The 16,361-nt window shown below is 70.9% G+C and carries 16 protein-coding genes; 8 read left to right on the plus strand and 8 right to left on the minus strand.

Annotation, left to right across the window (positions count from 1 at the left end; genetic code table 11):
* Nucleotides 1–44: 44 nt before the first annotated feature.
* Genes DEU34_RS09040 through DEU34_RS09050 form a run of 3 tightly spaced genes read right to left on the minus strand, consistent with a single transcriptional unit; the run spans nucleotide 45 to nucleotide 3,072 of the window.
* Nucleotides 45–893 carry a carbohydrate ABC transporter permease gene (locus DEU34_RS09040; protein ID WP_121149874.1) on the minus strand — a complete coding sequence of 283 codons (849 nt, stop codon included), beginning with the start codon at nucleotides 891–893 and terminating at the stop codon, nucleotides 45–47.
* Nucleotides 890–1,837, minus strand: coding sequence for a carbohydrate ABC transporter permease (locus DEU34_RS09045; RefSeq protein ID WP_121149875.1), 948 nt, complete (start codon nucleotides 1,835–1,837; stop codon nucleotides 890–892). The genes DEU34_RS09040 and DEU34_RS09045 overlap by 4 nt, the downstream gene beginning before the upstream one ends.
* Entirely contained in the window at nucleotides 1,837–3,072 is a 1,236-nt protein-coding gene (locus DEU34_RS09050; protein ID WP_121149876.1) for an extracellular solute-binding protein, read from the minus strand. Before DEU34_RS09050 ends, DEU34_RS09045 begins: the two co-directional genes overlap by 1 nt.
* 213 nt (nucleotides 3,073–3,285) lie before the next feature.
* Here DEU34_RS09050 and DEU34_RS09055 point away from each other — a divergent pair, with 213 nt between their 5' ends.
* A complete protein-coding gene (locus tag DEU34_RS09055) occupies nucleotides 3,286–4,347 on the plus strand; it encodes a nucleoside hydrolase (RefSeq protein WP_121149877.1) in 1,062 nt (353 codons plus the stop codon).
* Nucleotides 4,348–4,380: 33 nt separating this feature from the next.
* Here DEU34_RS09055 and DEU34_RS09060 read toward each other — a convergent pair whose 3' ends face one another.
* The 4 genes from DEU34_RS09060 to DEU34_RS09075 are packed head-to-tail and all read right to left on the minus strand — an operon-like array spanning nucleotide 4,381 to nucleotide 9,132.
* Nucleotides 4,381–5,754, minus strand: coding sequence for an NtaA/DmoA family FMN-dependent monooxygenase (locus tag DEU34_RS09060; RefSeq protein ID WP_121149878.1), 1,374 nt, complete (start codon nucleotides 5,752–5,754; stop codon nucleotides 4,381–4,383).
* Nucleotides 5,741–7,057 carry an amidohydrolase family protein gene (locus DEU34_RS09065; protein WP_121149879.1) on the minus strand — a complete coding sequence of 439 codons (1,317 nt, stop codon included), beginning with the start codon at nucleotides 7,055–7,057 and terminating at the stop codon, nucleotides 5,741–5,743. Before DEU34_RS09065 ends, DEU34_RS09060 begins: the two co-directional genes overlap by 14 nt.
* Nucleotides 7,058–7,087: 30 nt before the next feature.
* Nucleotides 7,088–8,347: an adenosylhomocysteinase gene (locus DEU34_RS09070; protein ID WP_183042421.1), complete on the minus strand. Its 1,260-nt coding sequence runs from the start codon at nucleotides 8,345–8,347 to the stop codon at nucleotides 7,088–7,090.
* Nucleotides 8,344–9,132: a hypothetical protein gene (locus tag DEU34_RS09075; RefSeq protein WP_183042422.1), complete on the minus strand. Its 789-nt coding sequence runs from the start codon at nucleotides 9,130–9,132 to the stop codon at nucleotides 8,344–8,346. The genes DEU34_RS09070 and DEU34_RS09075 overlap by 4 nt, the downstream gene beginning before the upstream one ends.
* Before the next feature lie 104 nt (nucleotides 9,133–9,236).
* Between DEU34_RS09075 and DEU34_RS09080 the strand changes: the two genes are divergently transcribed.
* The 7 genes from DEU34_RS09080 (at nucleotide 9,237) to ccsB (ending at nucleotide 15,254) form a co-directional block, all read left to right on the plus strand.
* On the plus strand, nucleotides 9,237–9,626 hold the full coding sequence (locus DEU34_RS09080; protein WP_147424033.1) for a DUF6264 family protein: 390 nt from the start codon (nucleotides 9,237–9,239) through the stop codon (nucleotides 9,624–9,626).
* A 123-nt stretch (nucleotides 9,627–9,749) separates the two neighbouring features.
* On the plus strand, nucleotides 9,750–10,445 hold the full coding sequence (locus DEU34_RS09085; RefSeq protein WP_121149883.1) for a DedA family protein: 696 nt from the start codon (nucleotides 9,750–9,752) through the stop codon (nucleotides 10,443–10,445).
* Nucleotides 10,446–10,516: 71 nt separating this feature from the next.
* Complete coding sequence (locus tag DEU34_RS09090) at nucleotides 10,517–11,161, plus strand: histidine phosphatase family protein (RefSeq protein ID WP_121149884.1); 645 nt, start codon at nucleotides 10,517–10,519, stop codon at nucleotides 11,159–11,161.
* Nucleotides 11,161–11,751 (plus strand): TlpA disulfide reductase family protein, encoded by a 591-nt coding sequence (locus tag DEU34_RS09095; RefSeq protein ID WP_121149885.1) that lies wholly within the window; start codon nucleotides 11,161–11,163, stop codon nucleotides 11,749–11,751. The genes DEU34_RS09090 and DEU34_RS09095 overlap by 1 nt, the downstream gene beginning before the upstream one ends.
* Nucleotides 11,748–12,500, plus strand: coding sequence for a cytochrome c biogenesis CcdA family protein (locus tag DEU34_RS09100; protein ID WP_121149886.1), 753 nt, complete (start codon nucleotides 11,748–11,750; stop codon nucleotides 12,498–12,500). Before DEU34_RS09095 ends, DEU34_RS09100 begins: the two co-directional genes overlap by 4 nt.
* Nucleotides 12,481–14,217, plus strand: a complete 1,737-nt coding sequence (locus DEU34_RS09105) for a cytochrome c biogenesis protein ResB (RefSeq protein WP_121149887.1) — start codon at nucleotides 12,481–12,483, stop codon at nucleotides 14,215–14,217. The genes DEU34_RS09100 and DEU34_RS09105 overlap by 20 nt, the downstream gene beginning before the upstream one ends.
* Entirely contained in the window at nucleotides 14,214–15,254 is a 1,041-nt protein-coding gene (ccsB, locus tag DEU34_RS09110; protein ID WP_121149888.1) for a c-type cytochrome biogenesis protein CcsB, read from the plus strand. Before DEU34_RS09105 ends, ccsB begins: the two co-directional genes overlap by 4 nt.
* A 78-nt stretch (nucleotides 15,255–15,332) precedes the next feature.
* Here the strand turns inward: ccsB and DEU34_RS09115 are convergent, their stop codons facing one another.
* Entirely contained in the window at nucleotides 15,333–16,235 is a 903-nt protein-coding gene (locus tag DEU34_RS09115; RefSeq protein ID WP_121149889.1) for an endonuclease domain-containing protein, read from the minus strand.
* Between the last annotated feature and the right edge of the window lie 126 nt (nucleotides 16,236–16,361).

Raw genomic sequence — 16,361 nt, forward strand, 5'->3', positions numbered from 1 at the left:
GTACGCAATGCCCGCGGGCCTGGGCTTTCTCACCAGCCGGCGGGTCAGCGCCCGGCTCCCGCGGCAAGGCCCGCCTTCACGTGGCGCTGCGCGGCGAAGATCACGACGAGCGCCGGGAGGCTCGCGATCAGAGAGGCCGCCATCGTCGCCGCCCACGTGTTCAGGTTCGAGTTCGAGAGGGCGAAGATGACCACCGACACCGGCTGCAGGTCGTTGCGCGTGACGAGGGTCAGGCCGAACAGCAGATCTCCCCAGCTGAAGAGGAACGTGAAGACGGCGGCGGTGATGATCGCGTTGCGCGAGAGCGGGATGACCATGCGCCACAGCGTCCCGAACGGTCCGAGTCCGTCGACGGTCGCGGCCTCCAGCACCTCGGGATCGAGGCGCAGCATGAACGCGCGCATCACGATGATCGCGAACGGGATGCCCGCGGTCGAGTTCGCCAGGATCAGCCCCACGTAGGTGTTGAGCAGCCCCCAGTTGTTGAACATCGCGTAGAACGACGTCGCCAGCACGATGCTCGGAATCATCTGGGCGAGCAGCAGCAGGATCAGCGCGATACCCACGGCGCGGGAGCGCAGGCGACTCAGCGCGTACGCCGCGGGTATCGCGACGACGAGGCTCACCAGCACCGAGCCGAGAGCGACGATCACGCTGACGCGCAGACCGCTCAGACCGCTCTCGGAGAGCGCCGTCTCGTAGCCGCCGATGCCCGGTGCCGACGGGAACCACTCGGTGTCGACGGAGTTCGCCGACGGCTGGAGCGAGGCCGAGATCATCCAGTAGATCGGGAAGAGATAGACCGCGAGAATGCCCACGGTCAGGATCGTCCACAGCCAGCCGCTCTTGCGCAGGCGGGCCAGACGGGTGGATGCGGCGGAGGCGGCGGTCATCGCTCGGCACGCTCCCTGCGCATGGCCAGCAGCGAGTAGACGACCGCGAAGACGAGGCTGATGCCGAGGAGCAGCATGCCGTAGGCGCCGCCCTGGCCGAACTCGAACTGCTGGAAGGCCGCGCGGTACGACAGGAGACCGAGGGTCACGGTGCTGTCGGCGGGGCCACCGGCAGTCAGCACGAGCACGAGGTCGACGATGAGCAGGGTGTAGACGACGCTCATGATCACTAACACCGAGATCACCGGCCAGATGGCGGGGACGATGATCGAGGTCAGTCGGCGCCAGCCCCCCGCGCCGTCGAGCTGAGCGGCTTCGAGATGCTCGGCGGGCACCTGCTTCAGCGCGGCGCCCAGGATCGTCGACCAGTACGGCAGGCTCGCCCACACGGCGACCACGATGACGGCGGAGAGCGCTGTCGACGGGTTCGCCAGCCACGCGTCGGTGGGGAGCCCCAGCGTTCCGAGCACGTCGTTGACGGCTCCGTTGCCCGAGAGCAGCGACTTCCAGATGGTGGCGACGACCACGGCCGGTAGGAGCCAGGGGATGAGGATCAGGGTCGGGAGCCACCGGCTCCCCGGGAAGCGGCGGGTGAACAGCAGTGCGAGGGCGAGCCCGAGCACGAGCTCGATCGCGACCGCGGCGACCGTCACGACGAGGGTGTTGGCGATCGCACGGCCCGTCACCGGCTGCGCGAGGATCTCGGCGAAGTTCTCTCCTCCGACGAAGGGTGCACGACCCGTGATGAACGTGCCGGTGGTGAAGTCGGTCGTGCTCATGAACACGCCGTACCCGAGGGGGAACAGGAAGAACACGCAGAAGAACGCGATGGCGGGGACGAGGAACACCCACAGCTCGATGTTCCGGCGCCGCGCGAGCGACAGCCACGACCGGCCGGAGGCGGGTGCCTCCGGCCGGTCGGCCGTCGAGAGGGACGAGGTCATCACCCCTGCGACGCCTGCTGCAGTGCTTCCTCGGCGCTGACGCCGTTGACGGTCGCGTTCTGCAGCGCATCGACGTACTGCTGCTGCAGGGCGTTCCACTCGGTGCCCAGCGATGCGGAGTTGAACGCACCCGGGAGGGCGTCGACGAAGGCCTTGGCCGCGGGCACCTCGGCGACGAAGGCCTCCTGGGCGCTCGTCAGAGCCGGGACGTAACCGCCCTGGATCGCGGTCTCGATCTGGTTCTCCTCCGATGCGCGGCACTCGACCAGCGCGGCGGCCGCGGCCTCGCGGTTGGGGTCGCTCGACGCGGCCACACCGTAGGCGTAGCCCAGCACGCCGACCTGCGAGCTCTCGCCCGGCTCCGGCGTCGGGAACGCCGCGGTGCCGTACTCGAACGGGATGCTGCTGTCGACGAGGTTCCACGGACCCGAGACCGTGATCGCCGCCGCGCCCGAGGTCCACTGGTCGATGGCGTCCCAGCCCCAGTTCACGTACTCCGTCGAGAGGCTGCCGTCATCGACCAGCGCTTTGTAGAGGTCGACGGCCTCGGCCGCGCCCTCGCTCGTCGGATCGGCCGGGTCGCCGCCCGCGCTCAGGAGGAACGGCAGGAAGTAGACGGGAGTCGAGCCGTCGCCGCCGACCCCGGGGAGCACGATGCCCTTCTGGGTGTCGGTGGTGAGGGCCTTCGCCGTCGCGACGAGCTCGTCGAACGTGGTCGGGGGCTCGGTGATGCCGGCCGCGGCGAAGGCGTCGGCGTTGTAGAAGATCGCGTAGCTCTCGGCCTGCACGGGCAGGGCGTAGAGCGCGCCGTCGTACTCGCCGAGCGAGGCGATGCTCTCCTCGATGCCGTCGGTGGTGATTCCGAGCGAACCCAGGTCGGCGAGAACCCCCTGCGAGGCGAGCTGGGGCACCTGGGTGTCGGTGCTCAGGAGGGCGACATCGGGGAGCGTCTTCGAGCTCGCGGCCTGCAGCAGGCTCGTGGTGTAGTCGCCCGACTGGGTCTGGACGTCGACGGTGATGCCGAGCTCGTCGGCGCACGCTTCGAAGTAGCCCTTCTGCAGGCTCTGGTACGGGTCGAAGTCGATGTTGTTCCACACCGTCAGCTCGAGTCCCTCGAATCCGGTGGCCGCGGGGTCGGGGGTTCCCCCACCGGCGCAGGCGCTGAGGGCGAGAGCGGCGGTGAGGCCGACCGCGGGAACGGCGACGCGCAGAGCGCGCTTCGGGCTGGAGGTCATGGTGAGGGATCCTTGTCTCGACCGGTGCTGTGGGGCCGGCTTCTCGGGTGACGAGCGACGCGTTGCTCGAGAGCAGTCTCGGGCGATCCCTCTACTCTCCGCCAGAGTGTGTAACACCCGGGGAAACACTGCGTCACGCTAAGTAACACGATCGGTTCGCGCGCTGCTCCGGCGGGCACGCTGGGGGTGCAACGAAGACAGAGGAGAACCGCCATGGCATCGACCCGACCGCCGCTGGATCCGCAGAAGCAGTGGGTGCTGGTCGACACCGACACCGGTCTCGACGACGCCCACTCGCTTCTCTACCTGCTCGCACAGCCCGACGTCGAGATCGTCGGCATCACGACGATCTACGGCAACACCCCGGTGGAGGACTCCGCCCGGAACGTGCGGACCGTGCTGCGCCTCGCCGAGCGCGAGGACATTCCCGTGCACCTGGGGGAGTACGCGCCGCTGGAGGGCGAGGCGAGCATCGCCGATTTCGTGCACGGCGTCGACGGGCTCGGCGACCGGTTCGAGCGGGCCGAACTCCGCGTCGAGGACGAGACCGCCGTGGACTACATCGTGCGCATCGCGAACGAGCACCCGGGCAGAGTCGACCTGCACCCGCTCGGGCCGCTGACCAACATCGCGAAGGCGCTCGAGCGCGACCCCGAGCTCTTCCTGAAGTACCGCTCCGTCGTCATCATGGGGGGCGCGGGCCCCTACCCCGCACCCGGCGGGGCGACCCTGACCGACGCCAACACCGCGAACGACCGACGCGCGGCCGAGATCGTCTTCGGTGCCGCGAACCGGGGCAACGTGGTGATGGTGGGGGTCAACGTCACCGCCACGGCGATCCTCGACGAGCACGTCTACGCCTCGCTGCGCGCGATCGACACCCCGTGGGCGCAGTTCTCGGCCGGCGTGCTCGACGCCTACAACGACTTCTACCAGTACAAGTGGGGGCGGCGGATCTCCTCGGCGCACGACGGCCTGTCGACCGTGATCCTCCATCGCCCCGAGATCGTCACGGGGTGGATCGAGGGTCCCGTCGACGTCACCCCCTACGGAGGCTCGCTCGCCACGCGCGTGGCTCTGACGAACGACGGCCTTCCGCTCGTCTGGGGAACCCCCGACGGGGCCGTGACCCGCGCCGTCACCTCGTTCGACGCCACCCAGTTCCGGCGCCGTTTCGTGCACGCCCTCGCCTACGGCACCTCGCGGGCTCCGCTGGACCCCGCCGGACGCGCGGCGCCGTCGGGCTGGGCGAACGGACGTCCCGCGGGCGAGTAGGGCATCGCCGCGGGCGCCGATTGGCCGTGGGGCTCAGCGTGCGCCCGATACGGCGGGGTGGTCGGTCGGGAGGCGATCGCGGCGGTCGCTGCGCAGGCGGGAGCGAAGCGTCCCCTCGGTGGGGAACCCGCCGTAGAGCCCGCGCGAGCGCAGCTCGGGCGCGAGGAGCGTGGCGAAGTCCTCCAGCGAGCCGGGGGAGACGAACTGGTGGAGGAGGAAGCCGTCGACGCCCGACTCGTCCACGAATCGGCCGATGTTGTCGGCGACCTCGCCGGGCGTGCCGATGAAGCGGTCGTCGGCGAACGCCGTGACCGCGCCGAACCGACGGCGGACGTCGCCGGCGGTCAGCACCGGCGCGTCGGCCCGTGTCTCCTTCGTCTGGGTGTGCGTCGTCGACTGCTTGATCAGCGGCTCGTCGTCGGCGTACTGCGAGAAGTCCACTCCGCCCCACCCGGCGTACGCCGCGAGCTGAGCCTCCGAGGAGTAGTGCGACTGGAAGCCGTCGAGCTTCTCCTGCACCGCGATGCGCGTCGGCGCCACGACGAGGTTCATCCCGACCACGGCGCGGATCTCCGACGGGTCGCGGCCGATCTCGGCGGCACGGGCACGGATACCCGCGAGCCCCTCGCGGACGGCGACCGGGTCGGAGTCGCCGACGAAGATCAGCTCCGCGTGCCGCGCGGCGAACTCCCGCCCCCGGGGTGACCATCCGGCCTGGATGAGCACGGGCGTGCGCTGCGGGGAGGGGATGCTGAGGTGAGGACCCGCCACGCGGAAGTGTTCGCCCACGTGGTCGACCCGTCGCACCCGGTCGGGGTGCGCGAACAGGCCCGTCTCCTTGCTGCCCACGAACGCGTCGTCGCTCCAGCTGTGCTCCCACAGCTTGTAGACGACGTCGAGGAACTCGTCGGCGCGGTCGTAGCGCTGATCGTGCGCGAGCACGTCGAGGCCGAAGTTCGCGGCCGCCCCCGGGAGGTAGGAGGACACGATGTTCCACGCGATGCGGCCGGCGGTGAGATGGTCGAGCGTGCTGAAGCGCCGCGCGTGAGCGAACGGATGCTCGTAGGTCGTCGAGACGGTGGCGCCGAACGCGATCCGCTCGGTCACCGCGGCCAGCGCCGGGATGTGCAGCAGCGGGTCGTGGGCGGGCAGCTCCACGCCCCACTCGACGGCCGTCGCCTCCGACCCGCGGTAGGTGTCGTACATGCCGAGCACATCACCGAAGAAGAACAGGTCGAACTCGGCCTCCTCCGCGCGGCGGGCGAGGTCGATCCAGTACCGCATACCGGTCGCAGTCAGCCGCTCGTCGGCCGGGTGGGTCCACAGGCTCACGGCACCGGAGCCGTTGCCGATGCACGCCTGCTCGTAGAGGCCGAACAGGAGCGGGCGGGGGTCAGCGAGCGACATGGGTGGTCTCCGTTGCTGGGTCGGTGGTGGGCGGCCGGTGGCACCGGCCGGCGATGATCGTGGCGAGCGAGCGCGGGCTGCCGTGCTCGACGAGCTCGGCGAGCGCGTCGGCGGGCGTTCGCGCGTCGACGGGGAACACGGCCAGGTCGGCGCGCGATCCTGCGCGGATGCTCCCCGTCGGGACGGATGCGTCGGCGAGCCCCAGGGCGTTCGCGCCCCCGAGGGTCGCGGCGGCGAACAGCCGCTCGTGCAGATCGGGCTCGGCATAGCCCTGCTCTCGGGCGAGGGAGTAGAGCGCCGCGACGTCGTCGAGCACGTTCAGGCTCGGCGACGAGGAGAGCGAGTCGGTGCCCACCGCGATCCGGTTCCCCTCGCGCAGGTAGTGCCCGATCGGTGGCGGGGCGAGCCCGATGACCGCGTTCGACCGGGGGCAGAGGGCCACCGAGACGCCGCGTTCGCGCAGCATCCGGCGGTCGTCGGCGTCGACGTAGATGACGTGGGCGAGGTGCGTCGCGGGGGTGAGGGCACCGACCGAGTCGAGGTAGGGGATGACCCCGTGGCCGGCGCCGCCGTCGCGGAGCAGCGCGAAGTCGCCCCGCCCGAGCGTGCGCCACCGGTTGGCGAGATCGCCCGTGCCCGAACGGACGTAGGCGTCTTCCCAGGCCGACTCGGCCGCGTGGATGTGCTGGCGCACCCCGAGCTCGGCGGCGAGGCCCGCGAGGTCGCGGAGCACGCCCGTGTCGAGGGAGTAGATCGCGTGCGGCGACAGCCCGGCGTCGGGTGGTGTCGGCAGAGCGCGCAACTGCTCGACGACGGTGGTCCGCCCGTCGACGGCCCAGTCGGCGTCTGTCCAGCCGAGCACTTCCCAATAGGTGACCCCGTGAAGGCCGGCCTCGTGCACGACGGCGGCCGCGTCGATGTCGGTGACGATCTCGGCGACGGAGGTCGTGCCCGATGCGATCGCGAGGCGGGCTCCCTCGGCGGCGGACGCCGCCCAGTCCCGGGGCAACGGGTAGAGCTCCATGAACGCGTTCATCCACGACTCGAACCCGTCGTAGCGCCCCCGGCCCACCTCGGCCATATCGGTGTACTGCAGGTGGGTGTGGGCGTTCACGAGCCCGGGTGTGAGCACGCCGTCCCATTCCAGACGCTCGACGTCGGGGCGATCGCGGACGACGGCAGACAGCGCGTCATGGGTGCCGACGGCGGTGATCGTGTCGCCGTCGGCCAGGACGGCGCCGTCGACGATCGGAGGGGCGTCGACCGGGAAGACGACGCGTGCGCGATGAAGGGTCAGGGTCATCGGGGTCTTTCGGAGGAGGGGTGGGCGCCGTCAGTCGGCGTCGAGACTCGGTCGCCAGGATGTCAGGAAGGCGAGTTGCTTCGCCGACGGCGCGTCGACCGTGCCGCCGAACGACGCGAGGGCGTGGCGGGCCACCCGATCGTCGACGTCGCGAGGGAGTGTGTGGACCGCCGGCGGGAGGGTGCCCCGCGAGGCGATCAGGTGATCGACCGCGGCGAGCTGCACCCCGAACGACAGGTCCATGATCTGAACCGGGTTGCCCTCGGCGGCGCTGACGTTGATGCAGTTGCCGTCATCGAGCACCCGCACCGTGCGGCCGGATGGCAGCCGCAGCCGCGAGACCTTGCGCGCACGGGAGATCTCGACGGCACCGGCGGCGCGGGCGTCGTCGAGGGCGATCTCCTGGCTGACGCCGCCCCCGACCGCGACGGCGGCCCCGTCGGGGAGGGCGGCGAGGTGCGCGACGTCGATCGTGCCGGCGACCCCGGTGGTGGAGATGAGCACGTCGGCGTGGGCGGCGGCATCGATGAGGGGTTCGACGGCGAATCCGGCGAACGCGGCCTGGAGCGCGGCGACCGGGTCGACCTCCGAGACGGTCACCCGCGCGCCGAGGGCGGCCGCGTGGCGAGCGACGCCGCTGCCGACCCGCCCGAACCCGGCGACGACGACCGAGGCGCCGGCGAGCGACGCATCGATGAGGTCGGCGACCGCGAGCACGACCGCCTGCCCCGTGCCGTGGGCGTTGTCGAAGAGCGACTTCGTGCGCGCATCGTTGCCCGCGACCACCGGGATGCGCAGTTCTCCCGTGCGCTGCATCTCGCGCAGCGGCCGCACACCGCTCGTCGTCTGCTCGGTGGCGCCGATCATCGCGTCGAGGATGCCGGGCCGGTCGGTGTGGGCGAGACGGATGGTGCCGGCGCCGTCGTCGATGATCACCTCGGGACGGTGATCGAGCAGCGACAGCACGTTCTCGCGGTCGTCCGCGGCGCGATCGGTCGACCGCGCGTAGACGGGCAGGCCCGCGTGGGCCAGTGCGGCGGCGACCGCGTCGTCGGTGTTGCGGCCGACGCACGACACCGAGACCTCGGCCCCGGCTTCAGCGAGCACGAGCGCGACCGACGCGGTCTTCGGCTCGAGCACGTCGGAGATCGCGATCCGCACGCCGGAGACGATTCCGGATGCGGTGAGCTCGGCCGCCAGCGCGGCGGTGGCCGGCATGAATCCGCGCGCCCAGTCGATGCGGTCCTGTCCCTGGCGCCACAGGGAGGGATCGGCGATCCGGCCGCTCACGCGATCACCTCGTGCGCGAGGCGGGCGTCGGCGGCAGTGAGGTCGCCGCCGTTGGCGGCGACGAGAAGGCCGAGCGCGACGAGGAGATCGGCGAGCCGCCACGCGAGGGCGTCGATGGTGTTGAGATCGTCGGGAAGCGGCGGGGGAGCATCGACCACCGTCGACGCACCCCCGACGCGACGCACGTGGGGTCGCCGCACCGGGCCGCCGGCCGGGGCGAGCCCGGTGCCGCCGAGCGAGGCATCGATGAGCACGGCCTCCGTGCGGTGCGGGTCGATCGGGTCGTGGCCGTCCCCGGTGGCGACGACGTAGTGCGCGTGACGGGTCGTCTCGGGCAGCGCGCCGACGTCTGCGAACGCGATCCCGGCGAGGTGCGCGCGCAGCCGCGTCACGGGATCATCCGAGACGCGGACGACCCGGCTGCCGATGCGGGTGAGCGCCGCGGCCAGAGCGTCGGCGATCGGTCCGGCGCCGACGACCGCCGTCGTTGCCCCGGCGAGCACGAGATTGGTGCGGCGCGAGAACGCCCGCACGACCTGGTCGGCCCGTGCCTGCGCGAACGCGGCGCCGAATCCGGGGAGCGCGAGCGGATCGGCACCGTCGGCCTCGACACTGATCGTCGCTCCCCACGTCTCGGCGACGGCGTCGGCGAGAACCCGGGGGAGCGGGGGCATCGAACCTCCCCACACGGCCGGCCCGGCGGGCGCGTCGGAGGAGAGGCGAGCGGAGATCGGCATCCGTACGCCGAGCGCATCGGGCGGCGCAGGGGGAAGGGTGATCGACACGCTCCAGACGCTAGGCCCTCCGGCCCCGCGGCCGCCATTCGGACGTCTCACTTCGTCAGGAAGGCCACCGCGCAGCATCCGTCGTCGTCCCTACAATGTCGCACGTGACGTTCTCCATGCCCCCGTCGTCGTATCGCACGCTCGCGCCCGAGCGCGCGTCGCGGCGGGCGCCCCGCGTGTGGGACGTCGCACTCACCGTCGTGCTCCTCGTGCTGCTCACTCTCTTCGCGCTCGCCGCCTCGTACGCGGGGTTTCTTCTCGCGGGGGCCTCCGACGCCTGCGCGACGGTCTCGTGCGACGTCGAGACGATGAACGTCGGTCTGTGGTTCGGCGTCATCTCGCCATGGGCCGTGCTGCTTCTCTCGGTCGTCGCCGCCGTCGTACGGCTGGTGAGGCAGCGTCTGGCGTTCTGGGTGCCGCTGGCGGGTGCAGCCCTCATGGTCGCGCTGTGGTTCGTCGCGGCGGCGATCGTCGGCTCCGCCGTTCGGCAGTGAGCGGATGCTTCGGGGTGACCCGATCGCGCGCGGGGGCCAGCACCCAGGATTCCCCGATCCGACCGGCCTAGGCTGGGCGAGGCGCCCGGTCGGGCCGCCGATCACCGAGCGCGAAGGCACCCGATGACCGACACCACCCTCCTCGTGACCGCTGCCGCGCAATCCGGCGGCGACGGTTCGTGGCTGTCCTCCCTCGCCGACTGGACCGTCTCGCTCATGGAGATCATCGGTCCGGCGGGAGCCGGTGCGGCGATCGCCCTCGAGAACCTCTTCCCCCCGCTTCCGAGTGAAGTCGTGCTGCCGATGGCCGGTCTCACCGCCAGCCGGGGGTCGTTCACCCTCGCCGAGGCGCTCATCTGGACGACGCTCGGCTCGGTCGTCGGGGCGTTCGTGCTCTACGGCATCGGGGCGTGGCTCGGAGCCGCGCGTCTGCGCCGGATCGCCGAGCGGATGCCGCTGATGAAGGGTGACGACGTCGACCGCACGGTCGCATGGTTCCAGAAGCACGGCTGGGCGGCGGTGTTCTTCGGCCGGATGATCCCGATCTTCCGCAGTCTCATCTCCATCCCCGCCGGCGTCTCGCGCATGCCGCTGTGGAAGTTCGGCCTGCTCACGGCGGCCGGCAGCGCGGTCTGGAACACTATCTTCGTGATGGCCGGTTTCCTCCTCGGGGAGAACTGGCACGTCATCGAGCAGTACGCCGACATCCTCCAGTACGTCGTCATCGCCGTCGCCGTCGCGGCCGTGGCCTGGTTCCTCGTGGTGCGCGTGCGCACGATCGTGCGCGATCGCCGCGAGCGCCAGCTCGACGGGGTCTGAGACCGTTCGGCGTCGAGCGATCTGCCCCGCCCTCAGCGGGCTCGCAGAACCCGCCGCCGTAGACTGGGCGGGTGCCTGCCGACCGTCTCCACCTCGTCCGTCATGGCGAGGTGCACAATCCGCGTCGCGTGCTCTACGGCCGTCTCCCCGGTTTCGGGTTGAGCGTCGACGGGCGTCGCATGGCGCGGCAGGCCGCCGACTACGTCCACGGGCTCGAGCGGCCGATCGGCGCGCTCGTGGTCTCGCCCCTCCAGCGCACCCGGGAGTCGGCCGAGCCGTTCGAGGAGACCTTCGGCGTCGATCCCTACATCGACGAGCGGGTCATCGAGCCGACCAACGTCTTCGAGGGTCGACAGATGCGGCGTGCCCTCGCCAATCCGCTGAGCTGGCGGCACCTCACCCGCCCCGCCGTGCCGAGCTGGGGAGAACCCTACGGCCGGGTCGTCGAACGGATGCTGGAGGCGATGGACGACGCCTGGAACCGCACCGACCGCGGTGACGTCGTCGTGGTCTCGCACCAGCTCCCCATCTGGGTCACGCACCTCGCCGTCGCGGGACTCCCGATGAAGCACGACCCCCGCAATCGCCGGTGCGCGCTGTCGAGCGTGACCACCTTCGAGCGCCGGGGCGAACCCGCGACCGGACAGCGCTGGGTCGAGGTCGCTTACGCCGAGCCGGCGAACACCGCCGGCGCCATCGATGTCGGAGCCGTGTGATGCGCCGTCTTCTCGCGGCCGCCGCGGCCGCCGCCCTCGTCGTGGGACTCGCAGCCTGCTCCAACGACCCCCTCGCCTCGCAGTACCGGGAGGGGGATAACAAGGGGTTCATCGCCGGCGACTTCCGCGTCGACGAGATCCCCGCCGCCGAGCGCGGCGAGCCGGTCGACTTCACCGGCACGACCGAGCACGGCGACGAGGTGACCAGTGCCGACTACGCCGGCGACGTGCTGGTGGTCAACTTCTGGTACGCGGCCTGCGGCCCCTGCATCGTCGAGGCGCCGCGGCTGGAGGCCGCCTACACCTCGTTCGAGGGTCAGGACGTGTCGTTCCTCGGGGTGAACACCTACGACCAGGCCGAGACGGCCGCGTCGTTCGCCCGCGACAACAACGTGTCCTACCCGAGCGTCATCGATGTGAACTCCGGATCGGTCAAGCTCTCCTTCGCCGATAAGACGCCCATCAACGCGACCCCCACGACCCTCGTGCTCGACAAGCAGGGGCGCGTGGCCGCCCGCATCATCGGCGAGCTGCAGGAGTCGTCCATCCTCGAGACCCTCGTGCGCGACGCGCTGGCGGAGACCACGTGAATCCGGGCGCGATCGTCTTCGACGGCGCCCTCTGGCTCGCGGTCCCCATCGCCCTGGCCGCGGGCCTCGTCTCGTTCCTCTCCCCGTGCGTGCTGCCGCTCGTCCCGGGCTATCTCGGCTTCATCGGGGGCACCGTCGCTCCTCGCCGCGGCGCAGCATCCGCATCCCCCGGGAGGGGGCGCCTCGTCGGCGGCGTGCTTCTGTTCATCGCCGGGTTCACCCTCGTCTTCCTGACGATGACCGTGCTCAGCGGAACGGTCGGTCGCTTCTTCCTGCAGTACGCCGACGTGATCACGCGCGTCATGGGCGTGGTCATCATCCTCATGGGGCTCGTCTTCATCGGGCTGTTCGGGCTCGCCCAGCGCACCATGCGCATGCAGGCGAAGAGCAGCGTGGGGCTCATCGGAGCACCGCTCCTGGGCATCGCGCTCGGCATCGGCTGGACGCCCTGCATCGGCCCGACCCTGTCCGCGATCATCGCGGTGTCGTACAACCTCGGCGACCCGTGGCGAGCGGCCCTGCTGGGCCTGGCGTACTCGCTGGGCCTCGGCATCCCGTTCCTCCTGCTCGCCCTCGGCTTCGGCTGGGCGACGAGGTCGGTGTCGTTCCTGCGGAAGCACATCCGAGCCGTCAACGTCGTCGGCGGTCTCTTCCTGATCGCGCTCGGCCTGCTCATGGTCACGGGCGTCTGGGGTTCTCTCATGTCGCAGCTGCAGGGGGTGATGGGACGTGTCCCGCTCCCGCTCTGATTCGTCCGTTCCCGAGGACGGGCCCGACGACGGATCCGGTTCCGCCGATCCGCTGCGTCCGTCCGACCACGCCGACGGCGACGCGATCACCTCGCCGTCGCTCGGAGTCGTCGGGTGGCTGCGGTGGGGGTGGCGTCAGCTCACGAGCATGCGCACGGCGCTGGTGCTGCTGCTCCTCCTCGCGATCGCCGCGGTGCCCGGATCGATCGTCCCCCAGCGCAGCGCCGACCCGAACGGCGTCACGCAGTACTTCGCCGACAATCCCGACCTCGCACCGATCCTCGACAATCTGAGCCTGTTCGACGTCTACACCTCTCCCTGGTTCTCGGCGATCTACCTGCTGCTGTTCATCTCGCTGGTCGGCTGCGTGCTGCCGCGCACCAAGCACCACTGGAAGGCGCTGCGCACCCGGCCGCCGCGCACCCCCGCGCGTCTCGCCCGCCTCGACGACTACCGCGAGACGCGTGTCGAGCTGCGCGACGGCGAGGACGCAGCATCCGTCGCCTCGGCCGCCGTCGAGGCGGCGCAGGAGCAGCTGCGCAAGAGCGGCTACCGCGTGGAACGCTACGACGCGCGCGGAGCGCTGTCGGTATCGGCCGAGCGCGGCTACCTCCGCGAGACGGGCAACCTCGTCTTCCACGCGGCGCTCGTCGGCGTGCTCATCGCAGTCGGGGTCGGCGGCGGGTTCACCTACACCGGGCAGCGCGTCATCGTGCAGGGCACGACCTTCACCAACACCCTGCTCGACTACTCCTCGTTCAACCCCGGTCGTTTCGTCAACGCCGACAATCTCGTCCCCTACTCGATGACGCTCGACCAGTTCGACATCTCGTATGTGCCCTTCGGGCAGCAGGGGGCCGGGCAGGCCGGCGACTTCGTGGCGCATATGACCACCCGTCTCGCGGGCGAGGAGCCGGAGGAGGGCGAGGTGCGGGTCAACCACCCCCTCGATGTCGCCGGCGATCGCGTGTACCTGCTCGGCAACGGGTACGCCCCCACGATCACGATCCGCGACGCGGAGGGGACCGCGATCTACACCGACTCGGTGCCGTTCCTTCCCCAGGACAGCAATATGACCTCGCTCGGCGTCGTCAAGGTGCCCGACGGCTTCCCCGAGCAGCTCGGACTCATCGGCTTCTTCTACCCGACGCAGGCCCCGCTCGAGTCGGGCGCGTTCACGTCGGCCTACCCGTCGCTGGCGAACCCGGTGCTGACCTTGAACGTCTACAGCGGAGACCTCGGTATCGACGGGGGAACCCCGCGCTCGGTGTACACGCTCGACGTGAGCGACATGCAGCAGCTCACCGGTGGAGACACCGGCGTCGACTCGATCGAACTCGCCCCCGGCGAGACGCAGGACCTCCCGAACGGTCTCGGCACGATCACCTTCGAGGACGCCTCCCCGGAGGGCGCGGCGAACCTCGACCAGTCGGTGAAGCGGTTCGTGTCGCTGTCGATCCACCGCGACATCGCCGCGCCGTGGGTGCTCGGCTTCGCGCTGCTGGCTCTGGCGGGTCTGCTCGCCGCCCTCTTCGTCCCCCGACGCCGGATGTGGGTCAAGGTCACCCCCGACGGCGACGCCGTCCGCATCGAGTACGCGGGCCTGGCCCGCGGCGAGGATCCCACCCTGGCCGAAGCCGTCACCGCTCTCGAGGCCCGTCATTCCCTCGCCTTCGAGGCCCGCCGCCACACCCCCGGAAGTAGAATCACCACATGACCGGAACCGAAGACGCGCTCTCGCTCGGCGCGGTCTCGCTGCTGCTCGTCTGGACGTCGATCGCGATCTACGTGCTCGCGTTCATCGCGTACGCCGTCGACCTCGCGCGCCGCTCCGACCTCGCCGTGAAGGCGCAGGATGCCGCGGAGGCGCGCGAACTCGTCGCCGCGGGCGGCGGGTCGGTCTCGGGTTCGGCCTCCGGCTCCCGACAGGGTGCCGAGCTGCCCGCCAAGCCCCGGTTCGTCTGGGCGCGCATCGGCACGACGCTGACGGTGCTGGCGTTCCTCTTCCACTTCGCCGGCACGGTGCTGCGCGGGCTCGAGGCCGAGCGCGTGCCGTGGTCGAACATGTACGAGTTCGCCCTGACCGGCACCCTCATCATCGTGTCGGTCTACCTGGTGACCCTGTTCCGGTACGACCTGCGGTTCCTCGGCTCGTTCATCACGGGCATGACGGTGGTGCTCCTCGGCGGCACGCTCCTGGGCGGACTCTACGTCGAGGTGACGCCGCTCGCCGACCCGCTGAAGTCGGTCTGGCTCGTCGTGCACGTCTTCGTCGCCGCCTTCGCCACGGGGTTGTTCGCGCTCGCCTTCGGACTCTCGGTACTCCAGCTGCTGCAGGCCCGCCGAGAGGCCCGTGTCGCAGCATCCGCCGACCTCGCGGGAGCCGGCGACACCGCGGCGCCGAAGAGGATCGGGCTGCCGTTCCTGCGGACGATCCCCACCGCCGACGCTCTGGAATCACTGGCCTACCGCTTCGCGATCGTCGGCTTCATCTTCTGGACCTTCACCCTGATCGCCGGGTCGATCTGGGCCAACGACGCGTGGGGCCGCTACTGGGGCTTCGACACGAAGGAAGTCTGGACCTTCGTGATCTGGGTGCTCTACGCCGGATACATTCACGCCCGCGCGACGCGCGGCTGGCGCGGAACCCGCTCGGCCTGGCTGTCGATCATCGGGTTCACCGCGGTGCTGTTCAACTTCACGATCGTGAACCTCTTCTTCAAGGGCCTCCACGTCTACTCCGGCCTGTCGTAAACCCTGGCGGCGCTCTCTCCTTCTGAGAGTCCACGACACCCGGACGCACGAGGTCGGTCGTCCGGGTGTTGTGGACTCTCAGGTGGCGCGTGACCATCCACGCGAGCGCAGCGCGCGTTCGACGCGGGCGACCAGGGAGCGCGGGTCGGCGAGGTGGTGCGCGAGCACCCGGACGATGATCCACCCCTCTGCCTCGATGTCCGCCCAGCGGTCCGCATCGCGGACGAATTGCGCGTGCTCGGCGTGCTGGCGTCCGTCGTATTCGACGCACACGCGGTAGCGCCGATACGCGATGTCGAGTCGTGCGACGAATCGACCGTCTGCCGAGCGCAGGTCTTGATTCAGCTCCGGCTCGGGGAGTCCGGCGCGCGAGAGCACGAGGCGGGTTCGCGTCTCGGGCCGCGATTCCGAGCCGGCGCGCATCTCCGACAGGGCCCGGGCGAGGTCGCGTGCTCCTCTCCGTCGCAACCGCACGACGGCTGCCGCGAGATCTTCGGCCGTGGCCGAGCCTGCCGTCAGGATGCCGTCTGCCGCGGCGATGAGATCGTCGAGGGTGAGGATGCTGCCGAGCTGGGCCCATGTCTCGGCGACGGAGGGCACCGGCAGGCCCCGGGCGAGAGTGAGCATCTCGGCGGTGAGGTCGGTGCGATGGCCGATCACCCCGGCCGTCCGCGGCGCCCGCGCGGGCGGGCAGGCGGCCACGTGAAGGGGTCCGATCTCGGCGGAGCGGGGGAGCAGCATCTGCCAGAGCGCGGCGGCGGTGCTGTGGCTGAAGAACTGCAGGCCGCCGAGCCGGGGCAGGAGGAGCCGGCACCGGTCGAGGACGGAGTCGGGCAGCGCGTCGGCCGGCGCACGCACCCCGTGGAACGGCGCGAACAGATCCGCGGCGTCGAGCCGGTCGCGCGCCACGCCCGCGGCCCTCGCCGCGTCGGTTCGGAAGGAGGCGCCCTGCAACGAGGGCGGGAGCTCGGCGCGTTTCATCCGCCCAGGGTGCGCGCCTGCCCGCACCCGCTCCCGGCGCCCACGGCGACCTGTGCACAGTTCGCTCCGTCGGGCACCCTGGGGAGGAACGCCGAGAGTCCAAGACACCCGGGCCGCGCGTGCGCG

It is taken from the genome of Microbacterium sp. AG1240 (genome assembly GCF_003635115.1).
In the GTDB taxonomy this organism is placed as follows: Bacteria; Actinomycetota; Actinomycetes; order Actinomycetales; family Microbacteriaceae; genus Microbacterium.